The sequence below is a fragment of the Caballeronia jiangsuensis genome, from assembly GCF_046030135.1.
GTDB lineage: Bacteria > Pseudomonadota > Gammaproteobacteria > Burkholderiales > Burkholderiaceae > Caballeronia > Caballeronia jiangsuensis.
In genome coordinates this window covers 77,398-97,725 of the sequence record NZ_JAQQDB010000022.1, presented here as the reverse complement: position 1 = coordinate 97,725, position 20,328 = coordinate 77,398, and the positions used below count along the sequence as shown (strand labels likewise).

Sequence of the window (20,328 nt, the reverse complement as noted above, 5' to 3'; positions counted from 1 at the left end):
ATCTTTTTTAAACGTTACGTCCTAATCTAAAAGCCAACGACGGTGCAACCCGCAACCCGCAACTCGCGCCGAGCACGAGCGTTCGCGCGTGCAAGGCACGATTCCCTGGCCCATCCGCGAGGCCTTTCAACGAGAGAGGCGTGCATAACATGCTGAGAAGAACCGTGCTTGGCGCGCTGGCTTCCCTGGCCGCTCTGGCCGCCGATTCGTCGTTCTCCGCCGCCGCGCGTGCGCGCACGCCCGCGCCGCCGAACGCCGAGGCGTACATCATCTGGCCGCCCGACGGCGCCGTGATTTCGGGCGGCAAGCTCTGGGTGCGCATGGGCCTGCGCAACATGGGCATCTGTCCGAAGGGCGTCGATCTGCCGAACGTGGGGCATCACCATCTGCTGGTCGATGCGGATCTGCCGCCGCTCGATCAGGAGATTCCGTCCGATCGCAATCATCTGCATTACGGTGCGGGCGAAACCGATGCGCGCCTCGAACTGCCGCCGGGCAAACACACGTTGCAGTTGCTGATGGGCGACTACAACCACGTTCCGCACGATCCGCCGGTGTATTCGAAGAAGATCACGATCACCGTGAAATGAGCTGTGAAATGAGCGGTGCACTTGCCGAGGGCACATGACATGAAAAAACGATCCGCTGACGCGCTCGCGTTCTCGCGTTCGCTCCTCGTCGCCGTCACGCTCGCGACGGCGATCGCCGCGCCGTGCGCGTTCGCCGGGCCGACGCCCGCGCCCGCCAACGCCTATGCGTACATCGGCTATCCGAACGACGGCCAGACCTTGCCCGCGGGCAAGCCCTTCAAGGTCTGGTTCGGGCTGCGCTACATGGGCGTCGCGCCGCGCGGCGTGAAGTTTCCAAACACGGGGCATCATCATTTGCTGATCGACGTTGACTTGCCGCCGATGGATCAGGAGATTCCATCGGATCGCAATCATCTGCACTACGGCGCCGGTGAAACCGAAACCATGCTCGAGCTTCCGCCGGGCAAGCACACGATTCAGCTTCTGATGGGCGATGACAAGCACATACCGCATAACCCGCCCATCTATTCCAAGAAGATCACGATCTACGTCAAATGAATCCGGGCGCCGCGTGAGGCACTGAGCGGCGCCTTTCCCGGTTTTTCCATCGGCTTCGATTCCGCGCGCGTATCGCGGAGGAAAACGTTCGTCCTTGCTCTGGACGAGGTGTCGTTCGTGAACCGACAGTGCAACAGGGAAGTGTCGGTCGGACAGCATCACGATGCTGGAAATGACGACGCAACGCGAATCGACGAAAGCCTTGCGCAGCAACGAATCCAGCGAAAGGCTGCCGATACCCGACGCGATTGGCACACCCTATGCATTACATGGTCGCGAGCGACAAGTTGCTCGAAGCCACCACCGAATGCGCGACGCGCACCCAAGGAGAGCGGAAATGAAGACGCTGACCATCAAGGACCTTCCCGTCACAGCAGAACTCGACAGCCGCGCGATGTCCGCGGTGCGTGGCGGCTATGCGACCTTGTTCCCCGGCCATATCTCGATGAACGGGGCGACGCTCTCGATGCCGTTCAACCCGCAGCAGATCATCAACCAGACGCAGACCACGTTCAACCAGAACGGCAGCAACATCGCGTTTGCCGAAGCGCTCAAGTCGCAATCGACGGTTTCGCCGACGCAGGAAGCGAAGAACATCGCCAACGTCAACTTCGGCGTGGCGGGCAATCTCGCGTGAAGAGATTGTCGCGAGGAATGAATCGAATGCCGATGCGGTAAGCCTTCAAGCAGTCAGCAGTAAAGGCGAGGCACGGGGAGCTCTGCTGTAACACCGCCCGCGACATCGGGCGCTGCGGATCGGCCGGGGTCGCATCCTGCCGGACCGCGTCACGAAATGCGCGACGTGCCACAGAGCACGCGCGCGCCACGTGACTTTACCCGTATGGAGTCGCGGCGCGCCGTGTGATTTACTTGAAGAACACAACGGCCGGCGCCGCGCTTCTCACCCTTCAAACCGACCGTCGGTGCGCGTTCACCGGGAGCGAGATCGTGCGAGCCTTGTTGCCATCGTTGCGCGTGACCATCAGGCGCGAGTGGGCCGTGCTGCCGGGGCTGATTGCCGCCGCATTGCTGTCCGGCTGCATCGACGTGAAGGTGCCGACGTATCAGCGGCCCGACACGCCGGAGAAGACAGCCTTCACGAAGATCGACGCAGCGAAGGTCGCCGCATCCGACACGATCCAGCCCGACTGGTGGAAGCAGTTCCACGACCCGACGCTGGACGCGCTGGTCGAGAAGGCAATCAGCGGCAACTTCGATATCAAGGTACTGGCCGCGCGCATTCAGGTGGCGGGCGCGCAGATCGGCGAGGCGCGTGCGGGCGCGTTGCCGTCGATGGATCTGGGCGCTGGCGCGAGCTTCGAGAAGACGACCGGCCAGCAGTTCTCGAAACAGTACAACCTGGCGACACAGGTGAGCTGGGATATCGACATCTGGGGTTCGGTCGAGAAGGGCGTGCAGGCCCAGAAGGCCGAATTTCGCGCGACCGAAGCGGACTGGCGCGCGGGCTATCTCGAACTCGTCTCGCTCGTCTCGACGACCTACTTCCAGATTCTCCAGTTCGACGATCAGATCGCCCAGCAGCAGCAGACCATCACGACGAACCAGCAGATCCTGACGATCTTCGAAGGCATGCAGAAGAACGGTCTCGTGCCGAAGACGCAGGTGCTCACGCAGCGCGCGGAACTGAATCGCCTGACGCGCGAGCTGCTGGAACTGCGCCGCTCGCGCGATCTCGCGAACAACGCGCTCTCGACGCTGATCGGCGTGCCCGCGGGCGAATTCAGGATGCCCGACGGCAAGCTGCAAAAGCGCGTGCAGATTCCGCCGGTGCCGGGCGGGCTACCGTCGCAGTTGCTCGCACGCCGTCCCGATCTGATCGCGGCCGAGTATCGCGTGCTCGAAGCCTATGACCTCGTCGGGCAGGCGAAGCTCGCGCAACTGCCGACCATCAACCTGACCGGACGGGCCGGTTCGGCGAGCTTTCAGCTCACCGATCTGCTGAAGATGTTCACGCTGAGCTTCGTGCCGAGCATCAATATCCCGATTCTCGATCCGGCCGTGCGCGCCCACGTGAAGACGACCGAAGCGCAGACGGCGGTCGCCGAACAGCAATATCGCAGCACGGTGATGAACGCGTTCGAGGAAGTGGAAAACGCGCTCGTCAATCTCGATTCGCACACGAAGCAGCGCGTCGAGTTGCAGCAGGAAGTCGATCAGCTAACGGTGGTCGCCGCGCAGATCGACGCGCAATTGAAAGAGGGCGTGATCTCGCAACTCCAGGTGTTCGAGACGGAGCGCACGCTGCTCGCGGCGCAACTCGCGCTGCTCGCGAACCATCAGCAGATTCTGTCCGACACCGTGACGCTCTATAAAGCGCTCGGCGGCGGCTGGCCGATGGTCGATGTGCAAAGCGCGAGCAAGGAAACGACGAAGTGAAGCGCTCCATTAATATCGATGGAGTGTATTCATATGAATTACTAACGATCGTTTCATATCGATGGCCATTTGCGTGACGAACCGGTGCCGCACGATTGACTACGACGATGCAGGACTTAAACTCTCAACAGCCGCCGGTTACGAATGACTTCAATAACGGCGCGGTCCAACCTGTCCATGCGCCCGACGTTGCCGGGCATTCCTCTGGCGCGTCGGCGGCAGCGGCTGGACGTACCTCGTGACATGGACATGGCTCAAGGCTTTTCCGTGGCGGAACAACCGCCGAGCGTGGGCGAGGCGTTCGACGTCATTCTGAAGCCCATGCCGCATCCCGAGCTTGCCGGCGAGCTGGCGGACAGGCTGACGGAAATCCGCATCGACGAAAATCTCTTCGCGATCGGCCGCGCCGAAGCGCCGTTCGACACGAGCCCGCCCGAAGCCGTTGCGCAGCTCTCGCGCCGTCACGCGCGCATCTTCATCGAGCATGGTTTCGTCTATATCGCCGATCTCGCGAGCAAGAACGGCACCGCGGTGAACGGCACGCCCGTGCGCGATACGCCCGCGCGCGTGAGAAGCGGCGACATCATCTCGTTCGGCAGCCGGCTGTCGTATCGCGTGCAGTTCGCGCCGCGCACGCGACGCATCAACGCGCCGAAGCCGATCGGCATCACGCTCACGCCGCAGCGCGACGATCTCGGTCTTCATCCCGTCGAACTCGCGCAATTTCCGTTTCTCGTCAGCAAGACCGACGAAACGTTTTCGCGTTATCGCGAGCAGTATCCGCATCAGGTCAACTACGTGTCGCGGCGGCATGCCCATGTGTTCATCAAGGGCGGCGCGCCGTTCGTCGAGGATCTCGGCAGCACCAACGGCACCTTCGTGAACGGCGAGCGGCTCGGCGCGTCGGCGGTCGAGCTGAAGAATGGCGACACCGTCGCGTTCGGCGGCACGCACTTCGCCTACACGGTGCATCTGCACGGCGAAGAGAGCGAATCGACGCTCACGGAAATGGTCGCGCAGGTGGAGGCGCAGGCTCACGACGACGAGCACGACAGCGACAAGACGACCTTTGTCGGCTCGGCGCATTCGTTCCTGGATATCTTCTGCGTCGATCAGGCCGCCGCGCGCGAGGACGAAGTCAACGAGGAAGCGCAGCCCAAGCCCGCCGACGAAAGCCGTCACGACACGCGCGCCGCGAAGCGCAGCAAGTTCGCGCTCTTCGTGGCCGAACTGCATCGTGCGCTCGCAAGCGACGATCAACGCGCCGCGCGTCGCACGCGCATCATCGTCGGATGCGTGCTGGCCGCGCTCCTCGCGGGCGGCGCGGCGCTCTACTTCATCGGCTCGCCCGAGCGTCAGGCGAAATCGCTGATGGCGCACGGCGAATTCGGCGAGGCCGCGAGCGTTTCGAACGACTATCTGAAGACACATCCGAAAGACGCGCAGTTCACGTCGATGAACACCGAAGCCGTGCTCAAGTCGAACGTGCCGCGCTGGCTCGTCGCGTTGAAGAAGGGCGACTTCGCGAGCGCGGACGCGATCATCGCGCAGATGAGAACGCTCGCCGAGCACAATGCCGACGTGCATTCGCTCATCGACGAACTGCAGTGGATCGGCAAGCTGGAAAGCTTCGTGATGGGCCGCGGCGGCGCCGAAGCGCCGATCCGCATGTATGCCGACGAGCCGCGTATCGGTGCGATCCTGAAGCACTGGGAAGCGGACGCGGCGGGCCATCAGCGCGATCTCGACCGCATCGCGGGCTACGTGCCCGAGTTTCGCGATCCGTACGCGCTCGCGTTGAGCCATCTGCGCAAGCTGCAAAGCGACGATTCGGTGTATCTCGCGGCCATCGAAAGGCTCAACGCGAGCATCGTCAAGAGTCTGGGACAGGACGATCCCGACGCGATCGGCGCGACGCTCAAGGAATACGCGGACAAGTATCCGCGTCTCGCGGGCCTCGATCGCGTGCGCGCCGATCTCGACAGCTATGCGGGCCTGCGGCACAGCCTCAGCGCCGGGAGCCTCGCGCCGCTCGCGGGATCGGTGAGCAAGGCGAATTTCTCGACGCCGCCGTTTCAGGAAAAATTCGGCCAGATGCGCACGAGCCAGTTGCCGCCCGCCGACGTGCTCGCGCAATACGCGACGGTCGCCGAGGCATGGAGCCGCGGCCAGAGCGCGCAGGCGATCGACGCGCTGCAAAAGCTGCCGCAAGGTTCATGGTCGCCTACCGTGCAGAAGGAACTCGCGCACAAGAAGGCCGTGGCCGCGCAGTTCGCCGATCTGCAAAAGGCGCGCGGCTCGAAGGGCTATGAAGAAGCGCTGCTGTCGTTCTACGAAACGCTCGATCTCGATAGCGACACGTTCCATGCGAAGGCCGTCGCGCCCGACGTCGCATCGCTGAAAGACAAGGCGACCGCGCGGGCGCAGACGCTGATGACGCAGGCGCAAACGCTCTGGCAGCAGTATCGGACCAACGGCGGCATCGGCGGGTCGCAGCGGCTCGAATCGGGCGTGTCGGATACGTTCAGGACGCAGGCGCGGCTTTTGTCGGACGCGCAGGATGCGGCCACGCGGGGCATGCGCATCTTCAGGCAGGTGAAGGCAGACAGCGCGACTGCGAAGTGGACCGCGCTCGCCAATGAGATCGACACCGAAGCGGATCTGCAGCGACGCTCGCTGCAGGACCTGCGCATGGTGCTCGAACCGGGACTTCTCAATACCAAGCTGAGTCTGATCGGCGGAGGCACGAGCAGTGAAGAGAGACACACACCTTAAGCCGTTGTCGGAGGCGCTCGGAGAACACGGTGCCGAAGGCATCGCGATTCTCACGGCCGAGCCGCTCGGGCTCACGAAAGGGCTCGTCTACGCGATGGTGGCGCTCGTCGCGTCCGCGCTCGTGTGGTCGTTCGTCGGCCACGCGGACGTGATGGTCAGCGCCCAGGGCACGCTCGCGCCGGAATCGGAAGTGCGGCGCTTCTATACGCCGATCGATGGCGAGCTGGCCGATCTCTATATCGCCGAAGGGCAGCCCGTGCGCAAGGACGATGTCGTCGCGCGCTTGAACGCACGCGGCGCGATCGAGGCCGCGAGCAACGCGCTCGAAGCGCAACTGAAGCTCGACGACGCCGAGCGCGAATGGAAGCAGTTCCCCGAGAAGAAGCTGCTGATGGAGCGCAAGATCGCCGCGCTCAAGGATCAGATGGACGTGGAGGAACACCAGCATCAGCAGCGTGTGGCCGAAGGCACGAGCAAGCTCGCGGAAGGCCAGAAGGCGCAGTTGCAGGAAGCGCGCAGCACGCTGGAAAACGCACGCCGCGCGCGCGATGCGGCGAAGGTGGAGTACGACCGCTTTCAACGTCTGCTCGCGCTGCCGGGCGGCGGCGGCGTGGCCGAAACGCAGGTCGATGCGAAACGCAATGCCTATCTGGAAGCGGACGGCGCGTATCGCGTGGAGCAATCGCGGCTCGCGGAACTCGACTTCCGCCTGAGCCACGATTTCACGCAGGCGAAGCGTCAACTCGAAACGAGCGGTCAGGAAGCGACGAGTCTGCGGCTGCAATACGAAGCCGCGATGCGCGAAGTCGCGAGCACCGAAGACAAGCTGCGTCTGCAACTACAGACGGCGCGCCTCGTCGCGGATGCGGCCGCGCGCATCAAGTTCGAAAACATCGACAAGGATAACTTTCTGCTGATTCTCGCGCCGGTGTCGGGCGTGGTCACCGATGTGACATCGACGCAGCCCGGCGACAAGATTCAGGCGAACACGCCGCTCGGCGGCATCGCGCCGGCGAATGCGAAGCCAGTTCTGAAGATCGAGATCGCCGAGCACGACCGCGCGTTCCTGCGCGAAGGGCAGCGCGTGAAGCTCAAGTTCAACGCGTTTCCTTATCAGCGCTACGGCGTGATCGAAGGCACGCTCGCGTTCATCTCGCCCGCGACCAAGCCGAGCCCGACGACCAAGCAACCCGTCTATGAAGGACGCGTGACGCTCGATCGCGATTCCTATCAGGTTGCGGACACGAAGTACCCGCTGCGTTACGGCATGACGGCGACCGCTGAAATCGTGGTGCGCGAGCGGCGCCTGATCGACCTCGGGCTCGACCCGTTCCGTAATGTGGCGGGATAAGGATGGGGGGTTACACGAGCACCGCAACGCGGACATGATGCGCAATTCAACATAGAACCGAACGGAGAACGAGATGACGGCGATTGTGCGTATCGACGACGAAGTGGTCGACGTCGGCGAATTCATCAGGTTATTGAAACTGAACGGCCAGTTCGACGGACTTATCGAGCAACTCGTGCGCGACAAGCTGACCGTGCGTGCGGCGAAGAAATCGGGCGTCGCCGTGAGCGATGAAGAAATCCAGAACCGCGCCGATCAGTTCCGCCGCATTCGCGGGCTGCATCGCGCGGCGGACATGAACAACTATCTCGATGCGCTGCACGTGAGTCTCGACGAGTTCGAGGTCTATATCACCGACACGCTCTATCAGGAAAAGATGCTCGACAAGGTCGGAACCGAGCGCGAGATCGAAGAGTATTTCCAGCTAAACTCGCCGAAGTTCGACAGCATCGAGGTCAGTCACATCCTGCTCGATACCGAGGGCAGCGCGAAGGAGATGATCTCCTATCTCAACGACGATCCCGACAGCTTCGCCGAGATGGCGCGCGAGCATTCGCTTGCCGATACGCGCAACGAAGGCGGCGTGATCGGCCGGGTGATGCGCGGACAGATGAAGCCGGAGGTCGAGGCGAAAGTGTTCAACGCGGAGGTCGGCGATCTGCTCGGACCATTCATTTCCGCGGATGGCGCGTCGTATGAAATTTTCGCGGTGACGGCGAAGTATCCCGCGAAGCTCGACGAAGACGTGTCCGCGGAAATCCGCCGCCTGCTGCGCGAAGACTGGATGCTGACGCGCGCGCAGGAGCATGTCATCGAAGCACGCTGACCGACGGGGAACGCGATAGAACATGGACGCTCCATCGAGCCTTGATTCGCCCGCCGACTTTCTTTCGTCGGTCGAGATTCTTTCGCCATTCACGCGCGAGGAGATCGAACACCTGGCGGCAAATGCCGAGTCGCGCCGCTTCGGCTTCGGCGAGACCGTGTGCAATGCGGGCGATGCGGCCGACGGGCTCTATATCGTGAAGGCGGGCTCCGTGCGCATCTTCACCGAGGAGCACGGCAAGGAAATCAGCATGGGGGTCAAGAAGGAGCGCGAGACCTTCGCCGATATCGCGATGCTGCGCGACTACCGCCACGAGTCGTCGGTGCGCTCCTCCGGCAAGACCGAGCTGCTGTATATCCCGCGCATCGCGATCGATCCGGTGATCGCGAAGAATCCCGCCGCGCTCGCGTTCGTGACGAGCTACGTCGCGATCAATTCGGCGGGCGGCTTCGTCGCGAAGCTCTTCGATCTGCGCGGTAAGCTCGACAAGGCGGAGCTCGAAGAATGCGTGCGCAGTGTCGGCGTGAAGCGCGTCGGCGAGGGCAAGGAGATTCTCAAGCAGGAATCGCGCGACGACCGGCGTCTTTATGTCGTGCGGCAGGGCGAAGTGCGCATCGTGCGCGAAGAGGGCGGCGAAAAGCATGTGCTCGCGACGCTCGGCCCCGGCGAGATCTTCGGCGAGAAGGCCTGCGTGATGCGCCAGGAGCAGATGGCGTCCGCCATCGCGAGCGCGGATACGCGCCTGCTCGTGATCCCCGAGAAGACGGTGCATTTCATCATCGAGCGCAACGTGAAGCTGCGCGAAGTGCTGGAAGAACGCATCCGCTTCACCGAGCGCGAATTGCAGCGCCAGAAGAAGCTCGCCGAGCGCCGCAAGCTGCCCGCGATGCTCGATCTGCACACGAAGCCCGAGCTTGGCGAGCGCGTGATCAAGCGCTTCGCGTGGGTCGAACAGGCCGAAGAGATGGATTGCGGCGCGGCCTGTCTCGCGATGATCTGCCGCCACTACGGCATCAACATGACGCTCGGCAAGCTGCGCGAGCTCGCCAACGTGACGACCTCGGGCGCGACGCTCGATTCACTCGCGCGCGCGGGCGAATCGCTCGGCTTCACGACGCGCGGCGTGCAGTGCACGTTCGAATCGCTGCGCGGCTTCGAGATGCCGTTCATCGCGCACTGGGAGGGTTATCACTACATCATCGTCTACGGCGTGTCGAGCGAGAACGTGTGGGTCGCGGACCCGGCGATCGGTTTCAGGAAGATGACGGTCGGCGAGTTCGAGCGCGGCTGGAGCGGCACGTGCCTGCTGTTCACGGCGGGGCAGGATCTCACGCAGAAAGCCGTTTCGCGCTCGCCGTGGCTGCGTTTCGTCGGCTATCTGAAGCCCTACAAGAAGATCCTGCTGCATCTCTTTCTGGCGACCTTCGTGATTCAGGTGCTGGGCGTGATTCCGCCGCTCATCATCCAGAACATTCTCGACGGCGTGATCGTGCATCAGAACGTGAGCCTGCTGCATGTGCTGATCGGCGGCCTCGTCATCGCGAGCCTGTTCACGCAGCTCATGACGACGATACGCGCATACCTCGCGAACTTCATGGTGCGCAACATGGACTTCGCGATGATGTCGCAGTTCTTCAAACACACGTTCTCGCTGCCGTTCGGTTTCTTCGCGAAACGCAAGACCGGCGACGTGTTCGCGCGCTTTCAGGAGAATCACACGATCCGCGCGTTCCTCACGGAATCGACGGTATCGACCGTGCTGAACCTGCTGATGATCTTCATCTACTTCACGATCATGTTTCTCTACAACGTGAAGCTCACGTTGCTGCTGATCGCGTTCGTGATCCCGATGATGGTGCTCACGGTCGTCGCGACGCCGCGCATTAAGCAGAATGCGCGCGAGACGTTTTCCGCGGGAACGGATGCGCGCTCGTATCTGATGGAAGCGCTCGGCGGCGTCGAGACGGTGAAGGGCATGGGCATCGAGCGGCCCGTGCGCCTGAAGTGGGAGAAGAAGTACGCGAAGTCGCTCGAAGTGCAGTACAAGTCGCAGCGCTTCAATATCGCGGTGGGCCTGTGCAGCCAGTTGCTGAATGCGGCGACGACCATCGGCGTGCTATGGGTCGGCGCGAATCTCGTGCTTGCGCGCGAACTGACGATCGGGCAACTGATCGCGTTCAACGCCTACATGGGCAGCGTGCTTGCGCCGCTGATGGGTCTCATCAACCTGTGGAGTCTCTTGAACGACGCGGGCGTCGCGATGGAGCGCCTGGGCGACGTGCTCGACATCGAGCCTGAACAGAAACCCGAAGACATGCAGCAGCGCGTGATGCTGCCGGACCTGCAGGGCGACATCAGCTTCAACGGCGTGTACTTCCGTTATGGTGACGGCGACGCGCCCTATGTGCTGGAAAACATCAGCTTCGATGTGAAGCCGGGCGAACTGATCGCGATCGTCGGACGCAGCGGCTCGGGCAAGACGACGCTCGCGAAACTGCTCGTCGGTTTCTATGCGCCGAGCGAGGGCAAGATGACGGTGGATGGCTACGATATCAACGTGGTCGACAAAGGCTTCTTTCGCGCGCAGATCGGTTATGTGATGCAGAGCAATCTGCTGTTCTCGGGGACGATCGCCGATAACATCGCGAGCGGCGACGAAGCACCCGACAGGCGGCGCATCGAGGAAGTCGCGAAGATGGCCGATGCGCATGCGTTCATCGTGAAGATGCCGCTCGGTTATGAGCAAGTGGTCGGTGAACGCGGCGTGGGCCTTTCGGGCGGGCAGATCCAGCGGCTATGCATTGCGCGCGCGCTCTATCACGACCCGCGTCTGCTCGTGTTCGATGAAGCCACGTCCGCGCTCGACACGCAATCGGAAAGCAATATTCTCGGCAACATGCAGGAGATACTGAAGGGACGCACGGCGGTGATCATCGCGCACCGGCTGTCGACGATCATGCGCGCCGACAAGATTCTCGTGCTGTACGAAGGCGGCATCGTCGAGCAGGGCAAGCACGACGAACTCGTCGCGAGAAAAGGCATGTACTACCAACTCGTGCAAAAGCAACTGAGCGCAGCATGAAAATACTCGACCAACCGGAAAGCGATGCAAGCGCGCCCGCATCATCGGCGATTTCGTATGCGGGGCTCATCGAGAAGATCGAGATTCTGCGCTCGACGCTCAGATGGACCTCGCGTCTCGAACGGCCCGAAATCGAAAAGCTGCTGCGGCAGGCGAGCACCTTGCGCGACGAAGTGATGCAACTGTCGCATAAGGAGCGCTTTGTGCAGGCGGCCGCCGCGGAGCCGAAGCGCGACCTGCCGCCGGGCGCGCGGCGTCAGGCGCTGATCGAACGCAGCTTCGTGTTCGAAGGTACGTTCGGCGATAACCCGAAGCTGCTGGAAGCGCTGGAGATCGCGGAAAAAGCCGCGCCGACTGATCTCCCCGTGCTGATCGACGGCGAGAGCGGCACCGGCAAGGAACTGATGGCGAAGGTCATTCACGCGAACGGCTCGCGCGCGGACAAGCCGTATATCTCGGTGAACTGCGGCGCGATTCCGGACAATCTGCTGGAGTCCGAATTGTTCGGCCATCGCAAGGGCGCGTTCACGGGCGCGTCGAACGATCGTAAGGGCAAATTCGAAAGCGCGCATACGGGCACGATCTTTCTGGATGAGATCGGCGAGCTGCCCTTGTCGGGACAGGTGAAGCTGCTACGCGTGCTCGAAGCGCACGAGATTCAGCGCGTGGGCTCGGATGAGCCGATCGCGGTGGATACGCGCATCGTCGCGGCGACGAATCGCAACTTGCGCAAGTTCTGTGAAGAGGGGCGCTTTCGCGAGGATCTGTTCTATCGGCTGAGCGTGATTCATCTGACGCTGCCGGCGTTGCGCGAGCGGCGCGACGAGATTCCGCTGTTGCTTGCCTATTTCGGCGATGAAGCCGCCGCGACTTTGAAGCGCAGGCCGGTGAAGCTGTCGCCGAGGCTGCGCGATTTTCTGCGCAACTACGACTATCCCGGCAATATCCGCGAGTTGAGGAACGTGCTGTATCGGGTCGCGTGTCTTGCGGGCGATATGGCCGATATCGAACATCTGCCGGTCGATATCCGGCCGAAATCATCGCTCTCGCTGGCGATGGGCGGGCCGGCCGCGAGCGGCAACGGCATTGCGACGGCGAGTTCGCTCGCGGAAGCGAAGCGCGTCGCAAGCGATGAGGCGGAGCGCGCGTTTCTCGAACGCGGGTTGCAGGAAACCGGCGGGACGGTCGCCGAGCTTGCGCGACGGTATGAGATGAACCGGTCGCATCTGCAGATGCTTTTGAAGAAGCACGGGCTGCATTCGAAGGAGTTTCGGGCGGCGGCGCAGAAGAATAAGGAGGCGGGGGGATAGCGGCCCGGCCATCCAAAGCTAGTTGACGTCGTGCGCCGTTGGAGTCAAAATGTACATACAAACGTCAATACGGGTGGTGTGTGCATTTCGAATGGGATGAAAAGAAAAATCAAACCAACATTCGAAAGCACGGAATCGATTTTCAAGATGCAGCCGACGTGTTCAATCACCCGGTGCTGACGTGGCCCGATACGCGGGAAGCGTACGGAGAAGAGCGCTGGATAGCGCTGGGCTGGATGAAGGAGCTAGTAGGCGTCGTGGTGTATGTCGAGCGATATGCGGATGTGATCCGTATCATCTCGGCGCGCAAGGCAGCCAGACACGAGGCGAAAAGATATGAGCAAGAAATCGGGAACTGACTGGAAGCGGCTGGCGAAGATGAAGGACGCCGACATCGATTTTTCCGACATAGCGGAACTCGACGACGCGTTCTTCGAGCAGGCGGAGCTGCATGTGCCGCCCAAGCAAGCCGTGACGATGCGGCTGGATGCCGACGTGCTGGAGTGGTTTCGCCAGCAGGGAAAGGGATATCAGACACGTATCAACCGGCTTCTGCGCGCCTACATGCAAACTCAGCAAAGGCGTCATTCCTGAACGCCCCTAAATCGACGGATTCACCTGCGTCTTGTCGGGCGCCATCAAATCCTCCACATGCGCGACGACGACCGATATATTGTCGCGCCCGCCGCGCGCCAGTGCGATCTCCAGCAGCCTTTGCGCCGCCATATCGCAATTGCCGGGCGCAAGCTCGTTCATGATCTCCGTCTCGCTCACCTCGTTCGACAAGCCATCGCTGCACAGCAGAAACGTATCGCCATCGTGCAAGGCGAGCGTGTTTTCGTCGAGTTCGAGCACGTCGAGCGCGCCGACCGCACGCGTGATCAGATGCTGCGCCGGATGATGCAGCGCTTCCTCCGCCGTTAGCTGGCCGCGGGCCTTCAGTTCCTCGACATGGCTGTGATCGCGCGTGAGCTGCACGAGGCGTCCCTGACGGAATAGATAGATGCGGCTGTCGCCGGCCCACACGTAACCGCATGCGCCATCGCGCGCCGCGAGCAGGACCACCGTGCTGCCGATGCGCGATACCATCCGCCGCGCCGCCTCCGCGCGCAACTGATCGTTCACGTCGAGAAGCCGCGTGCGCGCGTCCGCGATCACGCCCGGCAGGTCGTTCGACGCCGATACCCGGGCCAGGCTCTCGATCACCATCCGGCTCGCCAGATCGCCGACCGCGTGTCCGCCCATGCCATCCGCGACGGCCCATAGGCCGCGCTCGGGGGCATCGAGCAGCGCGTCCTCGTTGATCTGCCGCACGCAGCCGGTGTCGGTGCGGGCGGCGGAAGTCCATCGAAACTCGGTGTTGAAGGTCACGGCAACCTCCGGAATCCTGGGTGGCGCGGCGTCGGGCGCGCGTCGCGGACGGTCCCGCTCATTGTGTACCAACGCGCGCCCGAAGCGAATCTTGATCTGCACCGTTCAACCCGCGCGATTCCCCGCCACCGAGCTCGGATTGACCGTGAGCGTCGCGCCGTTCCCCGTGTTGCTGACCGCGACGTTCTGAAACTGATTGACCATCTGGCCGACCGAAATGTTGGTGATGTTGTTGGTGACCTCGTAGACGTTATTGGTGACATCGATGAGGTTCACCACGGCACTTCCCCCAACGCCGCCGCCCGACGGGCGATCGACATACGGCGTGATCCAGCCGTACACCCAGGGCGCACCGCCGCCGCCGCTGATGGCCGACATCGCCGCGTGATCCAGCTCGCGGTCGTATTCAAGATCGGTGACGGTGATGGCGCACATGTCGTTTCTCCGGGATGGGCCTGTGAGCAGGACGCAGGAGTCAATGCAAGGCTCATGCCGACGCACACGCTCTTTCGCGTTTTTCCGCGCGTGCCCGGTGGGGCGGCGTTCCGGCGAAACCGGCCCAAGCGCGAGAAATGGCATCCGTTGGGTCGCCGCCAACAAGCGCTGTTGGCGCAGCAGCGACCAACCAACACACGCAGGCGCGGCCCACGCTCGCGGGCTTCTGCTACGAACGTGCGCGTCCTGACGCAAGCAGCCCAACAAACATCCCTCGAAACTGTTGGCCGATCCAGAACACAAGGTCGTTGAGAATTGCTCGCAGATTATGGTTAATTCAAACAAATCAGTGACTTAGAGAAGCTGGCAAGGAAGATGCAAATGACATGGCAACCCGGCGCCAAACGAACACATGGCGCCAAGCAAAGAAAAATCGGAGCCAGCCATGTCAACCAACCAACAAACCGGACTGATCGACCAGCAAGCCGCTTGCGGTTTCTCGCTCGACGACGAACCGGCGCTCGGCACCGAACTCATCACGCGCCGCTCGGGCTACGAACACCACGGCATCTACGCCGGCAACGGCATGGTCATCCACTATGCCGGCTTCGCGAAGTCGCTGCATCGCGGCCCGGTGGAGGAAGTCTCCGTCGAACAATTCGCCGCCGGCCACGAAGTCACGATCCGTCAGAACCCGGCCGCGAAGTTCGTCGGCATGGAAGCGGTGGGCCGCGCACGCAGCCGCCTCGGCGAAGACCAATACCACCTGCTGACCAACAACTGCGAGCACTTCGTCACGTGGTGCCTCGACGGCCGCGCCCGCAGCCGTCAGGTGCAAGCGTGCTTCGTGCATCCGCGCGCCGCGCTTCGCGCCGTGTCGGGACTTTTTCGCGCCTATGTCGCCGCCGAACGCCGCCGCCGCATGAACGCGGCGCTCGCAGCCTGAACCGCACGTCTTGCCGATCGATTCCGAGGAGACCATCATGCAAACCATCGAAAATTCGCTGCACTGGGCCGTCGACAAATGGCTCGCCCCGACACCCGCGCGTCCGGCACGTGTCGTGCGTCTGTGCCGCTCGCATGTCACCGGCGCGCGCTATGTTTGCATCGAGGCAGAGCATCCGGGCGGCCCGCTCGCGATCATCTTCTTCCGCCATGACGACGGCACCTGGAACGTGTTTCCCCCGCAGGCGAAGCGCCCGTCGATGAGCGCGCAGCGTCTCGCCGCCTGAGCGCATACTGAATGCGTACGATGGGCCGGGGCGCGTCGGGCTGCCCCGGCTTTGACACGGCAATCCCGCTGCCGCTACTCTAGGCGCACTCAGGCGGCCATTCGACGAAGCCGCCGGGTCGCACGGATGCGGCAGGTCGTGGTAGTTTTGCGTCCGTGAACCAGATCGTACATTTTCGAGGTATTGCCGATGACCCAGCCCGACTCTTCTTCCTCCGCCCGCGCGACGCCCGATTCGACCCTCGGCGACAATCCGCTCGGCATCGCGGGGCTGGAGTTCGTCGAGTTTTCCAGTCCCGATCCCGAGGGGCTCGCCAGGCTGTTCGAGACGCTCGGCTTCGTTGCCGTCGCGCAGCATGTCAGCAAGGCGGTGACGCTTTTCCGGCAGGGCAGCATGAATTTTCTGCTGAACGCCGAGCCGGATTCGTTCGCGTCGCGCTTTGCGGAGTCGCATGGCGTGGGCATCGCCGCGATCGGCATTCGCGTGCTCGATGCGCAGGTCGCCCACGAGCGCGCGCTCGAGTACGGCGCGTGGGATTTCGAAGGCGAAAAGATCGGCCCGAACGAACTCGCGATCCCGGCGATCCAGGGCATCGGCGATTCGCATATCTACTTCGTCGATCACTGGCCGGGCAAGAACAGCGGCGAGACGTCGATCTACGACATCGACTTTCGTCCGATCGCCAGCGCCAGCGCGGACCCAAAAAGCACCGGCCTGCTGGAAGTGGATCATTTCACGCAGACCGTCGGCGCGGGCCGCATCCAGGAATGGCTCGATTTCTACCGCGAAGTGCTGCACTTCTCGGAGATTCATCAGGTGCACCCGGACTGGCATGTGTCGCAGGATTCCGCGGTCACGTTGTCGCCGTGCGGCTCGATCCGCATTCCGGTCTATGAGGAAGGCACCTATCGCACGGACCTGATGCAGCAGTATCTGCCCGATCACGAAGGCGAGGGCGTGCAGCATATCGCGCTCGCATCGGCGGATATCTTCGCTTCCGTCGATGCCCTGATGGCGCGCGGCGTGCGCTTCCTGCAGCCGCCGCCGCGCTACTACGACGAGATCGACGAGCGGCTTCCCGGCCACGGCCTCGACATCGACGAGATGCGTACGCGCGGCATTCTCGTCGATGGCGAGATTCTCCCCGACGGCACGCCGCAGCTTTTCCTCCAGACCTTCGTCGAGCGCCAGCCCGGCGACATGTTCTTCGAAATCGTCGAGCGGCGCGGGCATCACGGATTCGGCGAAGGCAATCTCGCCGCGATCGCGAAGGCACGGGGCTGACAAGCCAACCGCATGCGCCACGACGGGCGGCGCTCATTGCACGACGATCGTCCCCGTCATGTGCGGGTGCAGCGAGCAGAAGTACTTGTACGTGCCCGGCTTGTCGAACACATGCGAGAAGCTCTCGCCGCTGTCGAGCGGATCGGACTTGAAGCTCTTTCCCTCATCCGCGACGGTGTGCAGCATGTCGTCGTGATTCACCCACGTCACCTTCGTGCCCACCGGCACGGTGAGGGCCGGCTGACTGAACGCGAAGTTGTCGATGGAGATGGTCGGCGTGTTGGCCGCCGCGACCTGTTGCGCGGGCTCCTGCGCACAGGCCGACGGAATCGCGGCGCTGATGACGCCCTTCACGACGAGCGCGAACGCGGCCTTGCGCAGGAACTTGCCGGCGAGCGGACGGAGATTGGCAGGCGAGACATAGCTCGCGATCATGGCGGCGTTCATGACTGCGCGGCGGCGAGCGCCGTGTCGGTGATGGCCAGTTGCGAGCGCCCGGCGATATGCGTGACTTCGCGCAAGCCGAGCATCGTACGCAACTGCTCCGCGGGCACCTTCATCGGTCCGGGCCCGGACGGCGCGCCCGGCGCGGGTTGCGGAAACGCTGTCGACATCGCCGAATAGAAACGCATCTCTCCCTCCACTTTTTGCGCCACCTGATGCACGTGGCCATTCAATACCGTCACCGAGCCGAAGCGCTTGAGCAGCGCGAGCGCCTGCGCGCTGTCGTCGGTGCCCCAGCCCCATTGCGGATACAGCGCCCACAACGGGATATGCGCGAACACGACGATCGGCGTGCTGCTCGATTTGCCCTGCAGGTCGGCCTTGAGCCACGCGAGTTGCGCATCGCCGAGAAAGCCGAGGCCGCCGCCCTTCAGATCGATCACATTGGTGAGGCCGATGAAATGCACGCCGCCCTGATCGAAGCTGTACCAGTGGCGCGTGCTGTCCTTGCCGTACTGCCCGGAAAAGCGCTCGAAGAACGGATTGCCGTCCTCGACCAGCACGTCGTGCTCGCCCGGCACGTAATGCACGTCCATGCCGGCCTTGTTGATGATCTGCGTGGCGTTGTCGAACTGGCCGGGCTTCGACATGTGCGTGATGTCGCCCGTGTGGATCATGAAGGCGGGGCGCGTCTTCATCGTGCTCACGCGCGTGACCGCCTCTTCGAGCGTGCTCGTCGGCTCGGTGTTCGGATCCTTGTTGAAGCCGATATGGCTGTCGCTGATCTGCACGAAGCTGAAGGAACTCGTCTTCTCGGCAGCTTCCGCCGACGAAATCAGGCGCGAGACGGGCACGCCGCCGCTCACGGTCCAGATGACGCCGGCGCCCGCCCAGGCCATGCAGGAGAGGGCGGTGCGGCGGCGCTTGCCGTGCTCGTCGAGTTCGTCGCGTTCCTGCGCGGGCGGCAGTGCGGTCGGGTCGGGTTTCATGATGGGGTCCTCTGATGATTGCGGCCGCGGTTTTTGTCATTCGAATCGGCAAAGTCGCGCCCACGGCGGCTCGATGCATGGGCGCGAGGCCGGCGACGTCCGCTTCGTTCGGGCGAGGTCGCTTGGGCATCCGTCCATCGAACCGGTGAAGGCGGCGGGATATTCCCGCTATATTTTTTTGAGTCGCTGCTGCAAACGGGAATAAACCGTCCGCGAGAGGAGTAACGGAGGGGAAGGCGCGAGAAAGCGATGCCGGTCGCGCCCGAACGATGTTTTCCGAACGTGGTTGTCGAAAGGAGACCCGCGCGATGTGGCCAAGCAGGTCGAAAGAAGACAAGTCCGGGCGCCGCGGCCAGGCGGGCGCCGAGGCGGTGCACGCGCGCTTCGAGGCGACGGTGATGCCGCACCTGGACGCCGCGTACAACCTCGCGCGCTGGCTGTCGGGCAGCGCGACCGACGCCGACGATGTCGTGCAGGAAGCGTATCTGCGCGCGTTCCGTTTTTTCGGCGGATTCGAGGGCGGCGAGGAAGCGAACGCGCGGGCATGGCTGCTCGCGATCGTGCGCAATACGTGGTTCACGGAATGGCGGCGGCGCGTGCAACTCGCGGACGCGACGCCCTACGACGAGGAACTGGGCGGCGACGAGGCGTTGCCGGGCTGGTCGGAGGAAGGCGCGGCCGATCCGGAGACGCTCGCCGTGCGCCGCGACGAAGTTCATCTGGTGCATCGCGCGCTGGAGGCGCTGCCGATCGCCTTTCGCGAGGTGCTGGTGTTACGTGAGCTGGAAGACATGAGTTACAAGGAAGTCGCATCCGTGACAGGCGTGCCGATCGGCACGGTGATGTCGCGGCTCGCGCGCGGCCGCAAAATGCTGGCGGGGGCGGTTTGCGCGGCCCAGGGCGGGCAGGACAAGCCGAGCGTGCGGCTCGTGCGCCGTGCCGGACCGGGACATTCAGAGGAGTCGGGAAATGGAAAATAGCGACACCGCCTCGCTCGATACGAGGCTCACCGATGGTTCGCTCTATCAGCGCGCACCCGTGCATCTGCGGGCGCAAGTGCTGGCGCGTGTGCGGGAGGAAGCCGAACGGGACGCCCGCACGCGCTTGCCGGAGCGCGCGGCGAAAGGCGGCTGGAGCAACCTGTTCTCGGCGCCCTGGCCGTTCTTCGGCGGCGCGTTCGCGGGCGCGACGCTCTCCGCGCTCGTGCTCGGCGCGATGCTTTGGTTCCAGGCGGCGCCGCTCATGACGGGCGTGGCGGGCGCGTCGCCGATCGCGCAGGAGATCGTGTCGAGCCATGTGCGCGCGCTGATGTCGGACCGTCCGATCGACGTTCTCTCCAGCGACAAGCACACGGTGAAGCCGTGGTTCAACGGCCGCATCGACTATGCGCCGCCGGTGATCGATCCGGCGGGACCGGGCTTCGCGCTGGTCGGCGGACGGCTGGATTACATCGATCATCGGCCGGTTGCGGTCGTGGTGTATCGCTACCTGAAGCATCCGATCGACGTGTACGTGTTTCCCGAGCGCAAAGGCGACGTAAAGAGCGATGCGAACGACAAGGAGTTCTCACCGGTCGTCACGCAGTCCGACGATGGCTACGCACTCGCGCGCTGGAATCATGACGGCATGACCTTCTGGGCCGTCACCGATGCATCGGGCGCGGTGCTGCGCCAGTTCGCTCACGCGATCGAAACCGGCGCGCCGCGCTAAAGCGGTGCATCGCGATAAAGCTCTTATTCGCTGA

The 20,328-nt window shown here is 63.3% G+C and carries 20 protein-coding genes; 16 read left to right on the top strand and 4 right to left on the bottom strand.

Going from position 1 to position 20,328, the window contains the following annotated elements:
- Window positions 1–149 precede the first annotated feature (149 nt).
- The 11 genes from PQR08_RS22875 to PQR08_RS22825 all read left to right on the top strand — a co-directional run bounded on the left by PQR08_RS22875 (window position 150) and on the right by PQR08_RS22825 (window position 13,423).
- A complete protein-coding gene (locus PQR08_RS22875) occupies window positions 150–590 on the top strand; it encodes a DUF4399 domain-containing protein (RefSeq protein WP_035511122.1) in 441 nt (146 codons plus the stop codon).
- Between the two features lie 39 nt (window positions 591–629).
- Window positions 630–1,088: a DUF4399 domain-containing protein gene (locus PQR08_RS22870; RefSeq protein WP_187606237.1), complete on the top strand. Its 459-nt coding sequence runs from the start codon at window positions 630–632 to the stop codon at window positions 1,086–1,088.
- Window positions 1,089–1,425: 337 nt separating this feature from the next.
- On the top strand, window positions 1,426–1,725 hold the full coding sequence (locus tag PQR08_RS22865; RefSeq protein ID WP_250484698.1) for a hypothetical protein: 300 nt from the start codon (window positions 1,426–1,428) through the stop codon (window positions 1,723–1,725).
- A 338-nt stretch (window positions 1,726–2,063) separates the two neighbouring features.
- A complete protein-coding gene (locus PQR08_RS22860) occupies window positions 2,064–3,485 on the top strand; it encodes an efflux transporter outer membrane subunit (protein WP_371882251.1) in 1,422 nt (473 codons plus the stop codon).
- A 249-nt stretch (window positions 3,486–3,734) separates the two neighbouring features.
- A complete protein-coding gene (locus tag PQR08_RS22855; protein ID WP_250484720.1) occupies window positions 3,735–6,260 on the top strand; it encodes an FHA domain-containing protein in 2,526 nt (841 codons plus the stop codon).
- Window positions 6,238–7,611, top strand: a complete 1,374-nt coding sequence (locus PQR08_RS22850) for a beta-barrel domain-containing protein (RefSeq protein ID WP_035511116.1) — start codon at window positions 6,238–6,240, stop codon at window positions 7,609–7,611. Before PQR08_RS22855 ends, PQR08_RS22850 begins: the two co-directional genes overlap by 23 nt.
- A gap of 73 nt (window positions 7,612–7,684) precedes the next feature.
- Entirely contained in the window at window positions 7,685–8,437 is a 753-nt protein-coding gene (locus tag PQR08_RS22845; RefSeq protein WP_238213859.1) for a peptidylprolyl isomerase, read from the top strand.
- A 22-nt stretch (window positions 8,438–8,459) separates the two neighbouring features.
- Entirely contained in the window at window positions 8,460–11,519 is a 3,060-nt protein-coding gene (locus PQR08_RS22840; RefSeq protein WP_035511112.1) for a peptidase domain-containing ABC transporter, read from the top strand.
- Window positions 11,516–12,829, top strand: a complete 1,314-nt coding sequence (locus PQR08_RS22835) for a sigma-54 interaction domain-containing protein (RefSeq protein WP_238213860.1) — start codon at window positions 11,516–11,518, stop codon at window positions 12,827–12,829. The genes PQR08_RS22840 and PQR08_RS22835 overlap by 4 nt, the downstream gene beginning before the upstream one ends.
- 80 nt (window positions 12,830–12,909) lie before the next feature.
- Window positions 12,910–13,188: a BrnT family toxin gene (locus PQR08_RS22830; protein WP_187606242.1), complete on the top strand. Its 279-nt coding sequence runs from the start codon at window positions 12,910–12,912 to the stop codon at window positions 13,186–13,188.
- Window positions 13,166–13,423, top strand: coding sequence for a BrnA antitoxin family protein (locus tag PQR08_RS22825; RefSeq protein ID WP_187606243.1), 258 nt, complete (start codon window positions 13,166–13,168; stop codon window positions 13,421–13,423). The genes PQR08_RS22830 and PQR08_RS22825 overlap by 23 nt, the downstream gene beginning before the upstream one ends.
- Before the next feature lie 6 nt (window positions 13,424–13,429).
- On the opposite strand, the gene PQR08_RS22820 is transcribed toward PQR08_RS22825, so the two are convergent.
- Both PQR08_RS22820 and PQR08_RS22815 read right to left on the bottom strand, forming a co-directional pair.
- Entirely contained in the window at window positions 13,430–14,200 is a 771-nt protein-coding gene (locus PQR08_RS22820; protein ID WP_035511126.1) for a PP2C family protein-serine/threonine phosphatase, read from the bottom strand.
- A 105-nt stretch (window positions 14,201–14,305) separates the two neighbouring features.
- Entirely contained in the window at window positions 14,306–14,635 is a 330-nt protein-coding gene (locus PQR08_RS22815) for a hypothetical protein (RefSeq protein WP_187606245.1), read from the bottom strand.
- A 445-nt stretch (window positions 14,636–15,080) separates the two neighbouring features.
- Between PQR08_RS22815 and PQR08_RS22810 the strand changes: the two genes are divergently transcribed.
- From PQR08_RS22810 to PQR08_RS22800, 3 genes are all read left to right on the top strand, one after another.
- Entirely contained in the window at window positions 15,081–15,581 is a 501-nt protein-coding gene (locus PQR08_RS22810; protein ID WP_187606246.1) for a lecithin retinol acyltransferase family protein, read from the top strand.
- 37 nt (window positions 15,582–15,618) lie between these two features.
- On the top strand, window positions 15,619–15,867 hold the full coding sequence (locus PQR08_RS22805) for a hypothetical protein (RefSeq protein ID WP_035511103.1): 249 nt from the start codon (window positions 15,619–15,621) through the stop codon (window positions 15,865–15,867).
- Between the two features lie 189 nt (window positions 15,868–16,056).
- Window positions 16,057–17,151 (top strand): 4-hydroxyphenylpyruvate dioxygenase family protein, encoded by a 1,095-nt coding sequence (locus PQR08_RS22800; protein WP_250484696.1) that lies wholly within the window; start codon window positions 16,057–16,059, stop codon window positions 17,149–17,151.
- A gap of 33 nt (window positions 17,152–17,184) precedes the next feature.
- On the opposite strand, the gene PQR08_RS22795 is transcribed toward PQR08_RS22800, so the two are convergent.
- Complete coding sequence (locus PQR08_RS22795) at window positions 17,185–17,598, bottom strand: cupredoxin domain-containing protein (RefSeq protein WP_187606248.1); 414 nt, start codon at window positions 17,596–17,598, stop codon at window positions 17,185–17,187.
- Window positions 17,595–18,584: a metallophosphoesterase family protein gene (locus PQR08_RS22790; RefSeq protein WP_250484695.1), complete on the bottom strand. Its 990-nt coding sequence runs from the start codon at window positions 18,582–18,584 to the stop codon at window positions 17,595–17,597. The genes PQR08_RS22795 and PQR08_RS22790 overlap by 4 nt, the downstream gene beginning before the upstream one ends.
- A gap of 308 nt (window positions 18,585–18,892) precedes the next feature.
- On the opposite strand from PQR08_RS22790, the gene PQR08_RS22785 reads away from it, so the two are divergent.
- Both PQR08_RS22785 and PQR08_RS22780 read left to right on the top strand, forming a co-directional pair.
- A complete protein-coding gene (locus PQR08_RS22785) occupies window positions 18,893–19,564 on the top strand; it encodes an RNA polymerase sigma factor (RefSeq protein ID WP_250484694.1) in 672 nt (223 codons plus the stop codon).
- Window positions 19,554–20,294 (top strand): anti-sigma factor family protein, encoded by a 741-nt coding sequence (locus PQR08_RS22780; protein WP_250484693.1) that lies wholly within the window; start codon window positions 19,554–19,556, stop codon window positions 20,292–20,294. The genes PQR08_RS22785 and PQR08_RS22780 overlap by 11 nt, the downstream gene beginning before the upstream one ends.
- Window positions 20,295–20,328: the final 34 nt, after the last annotated feature.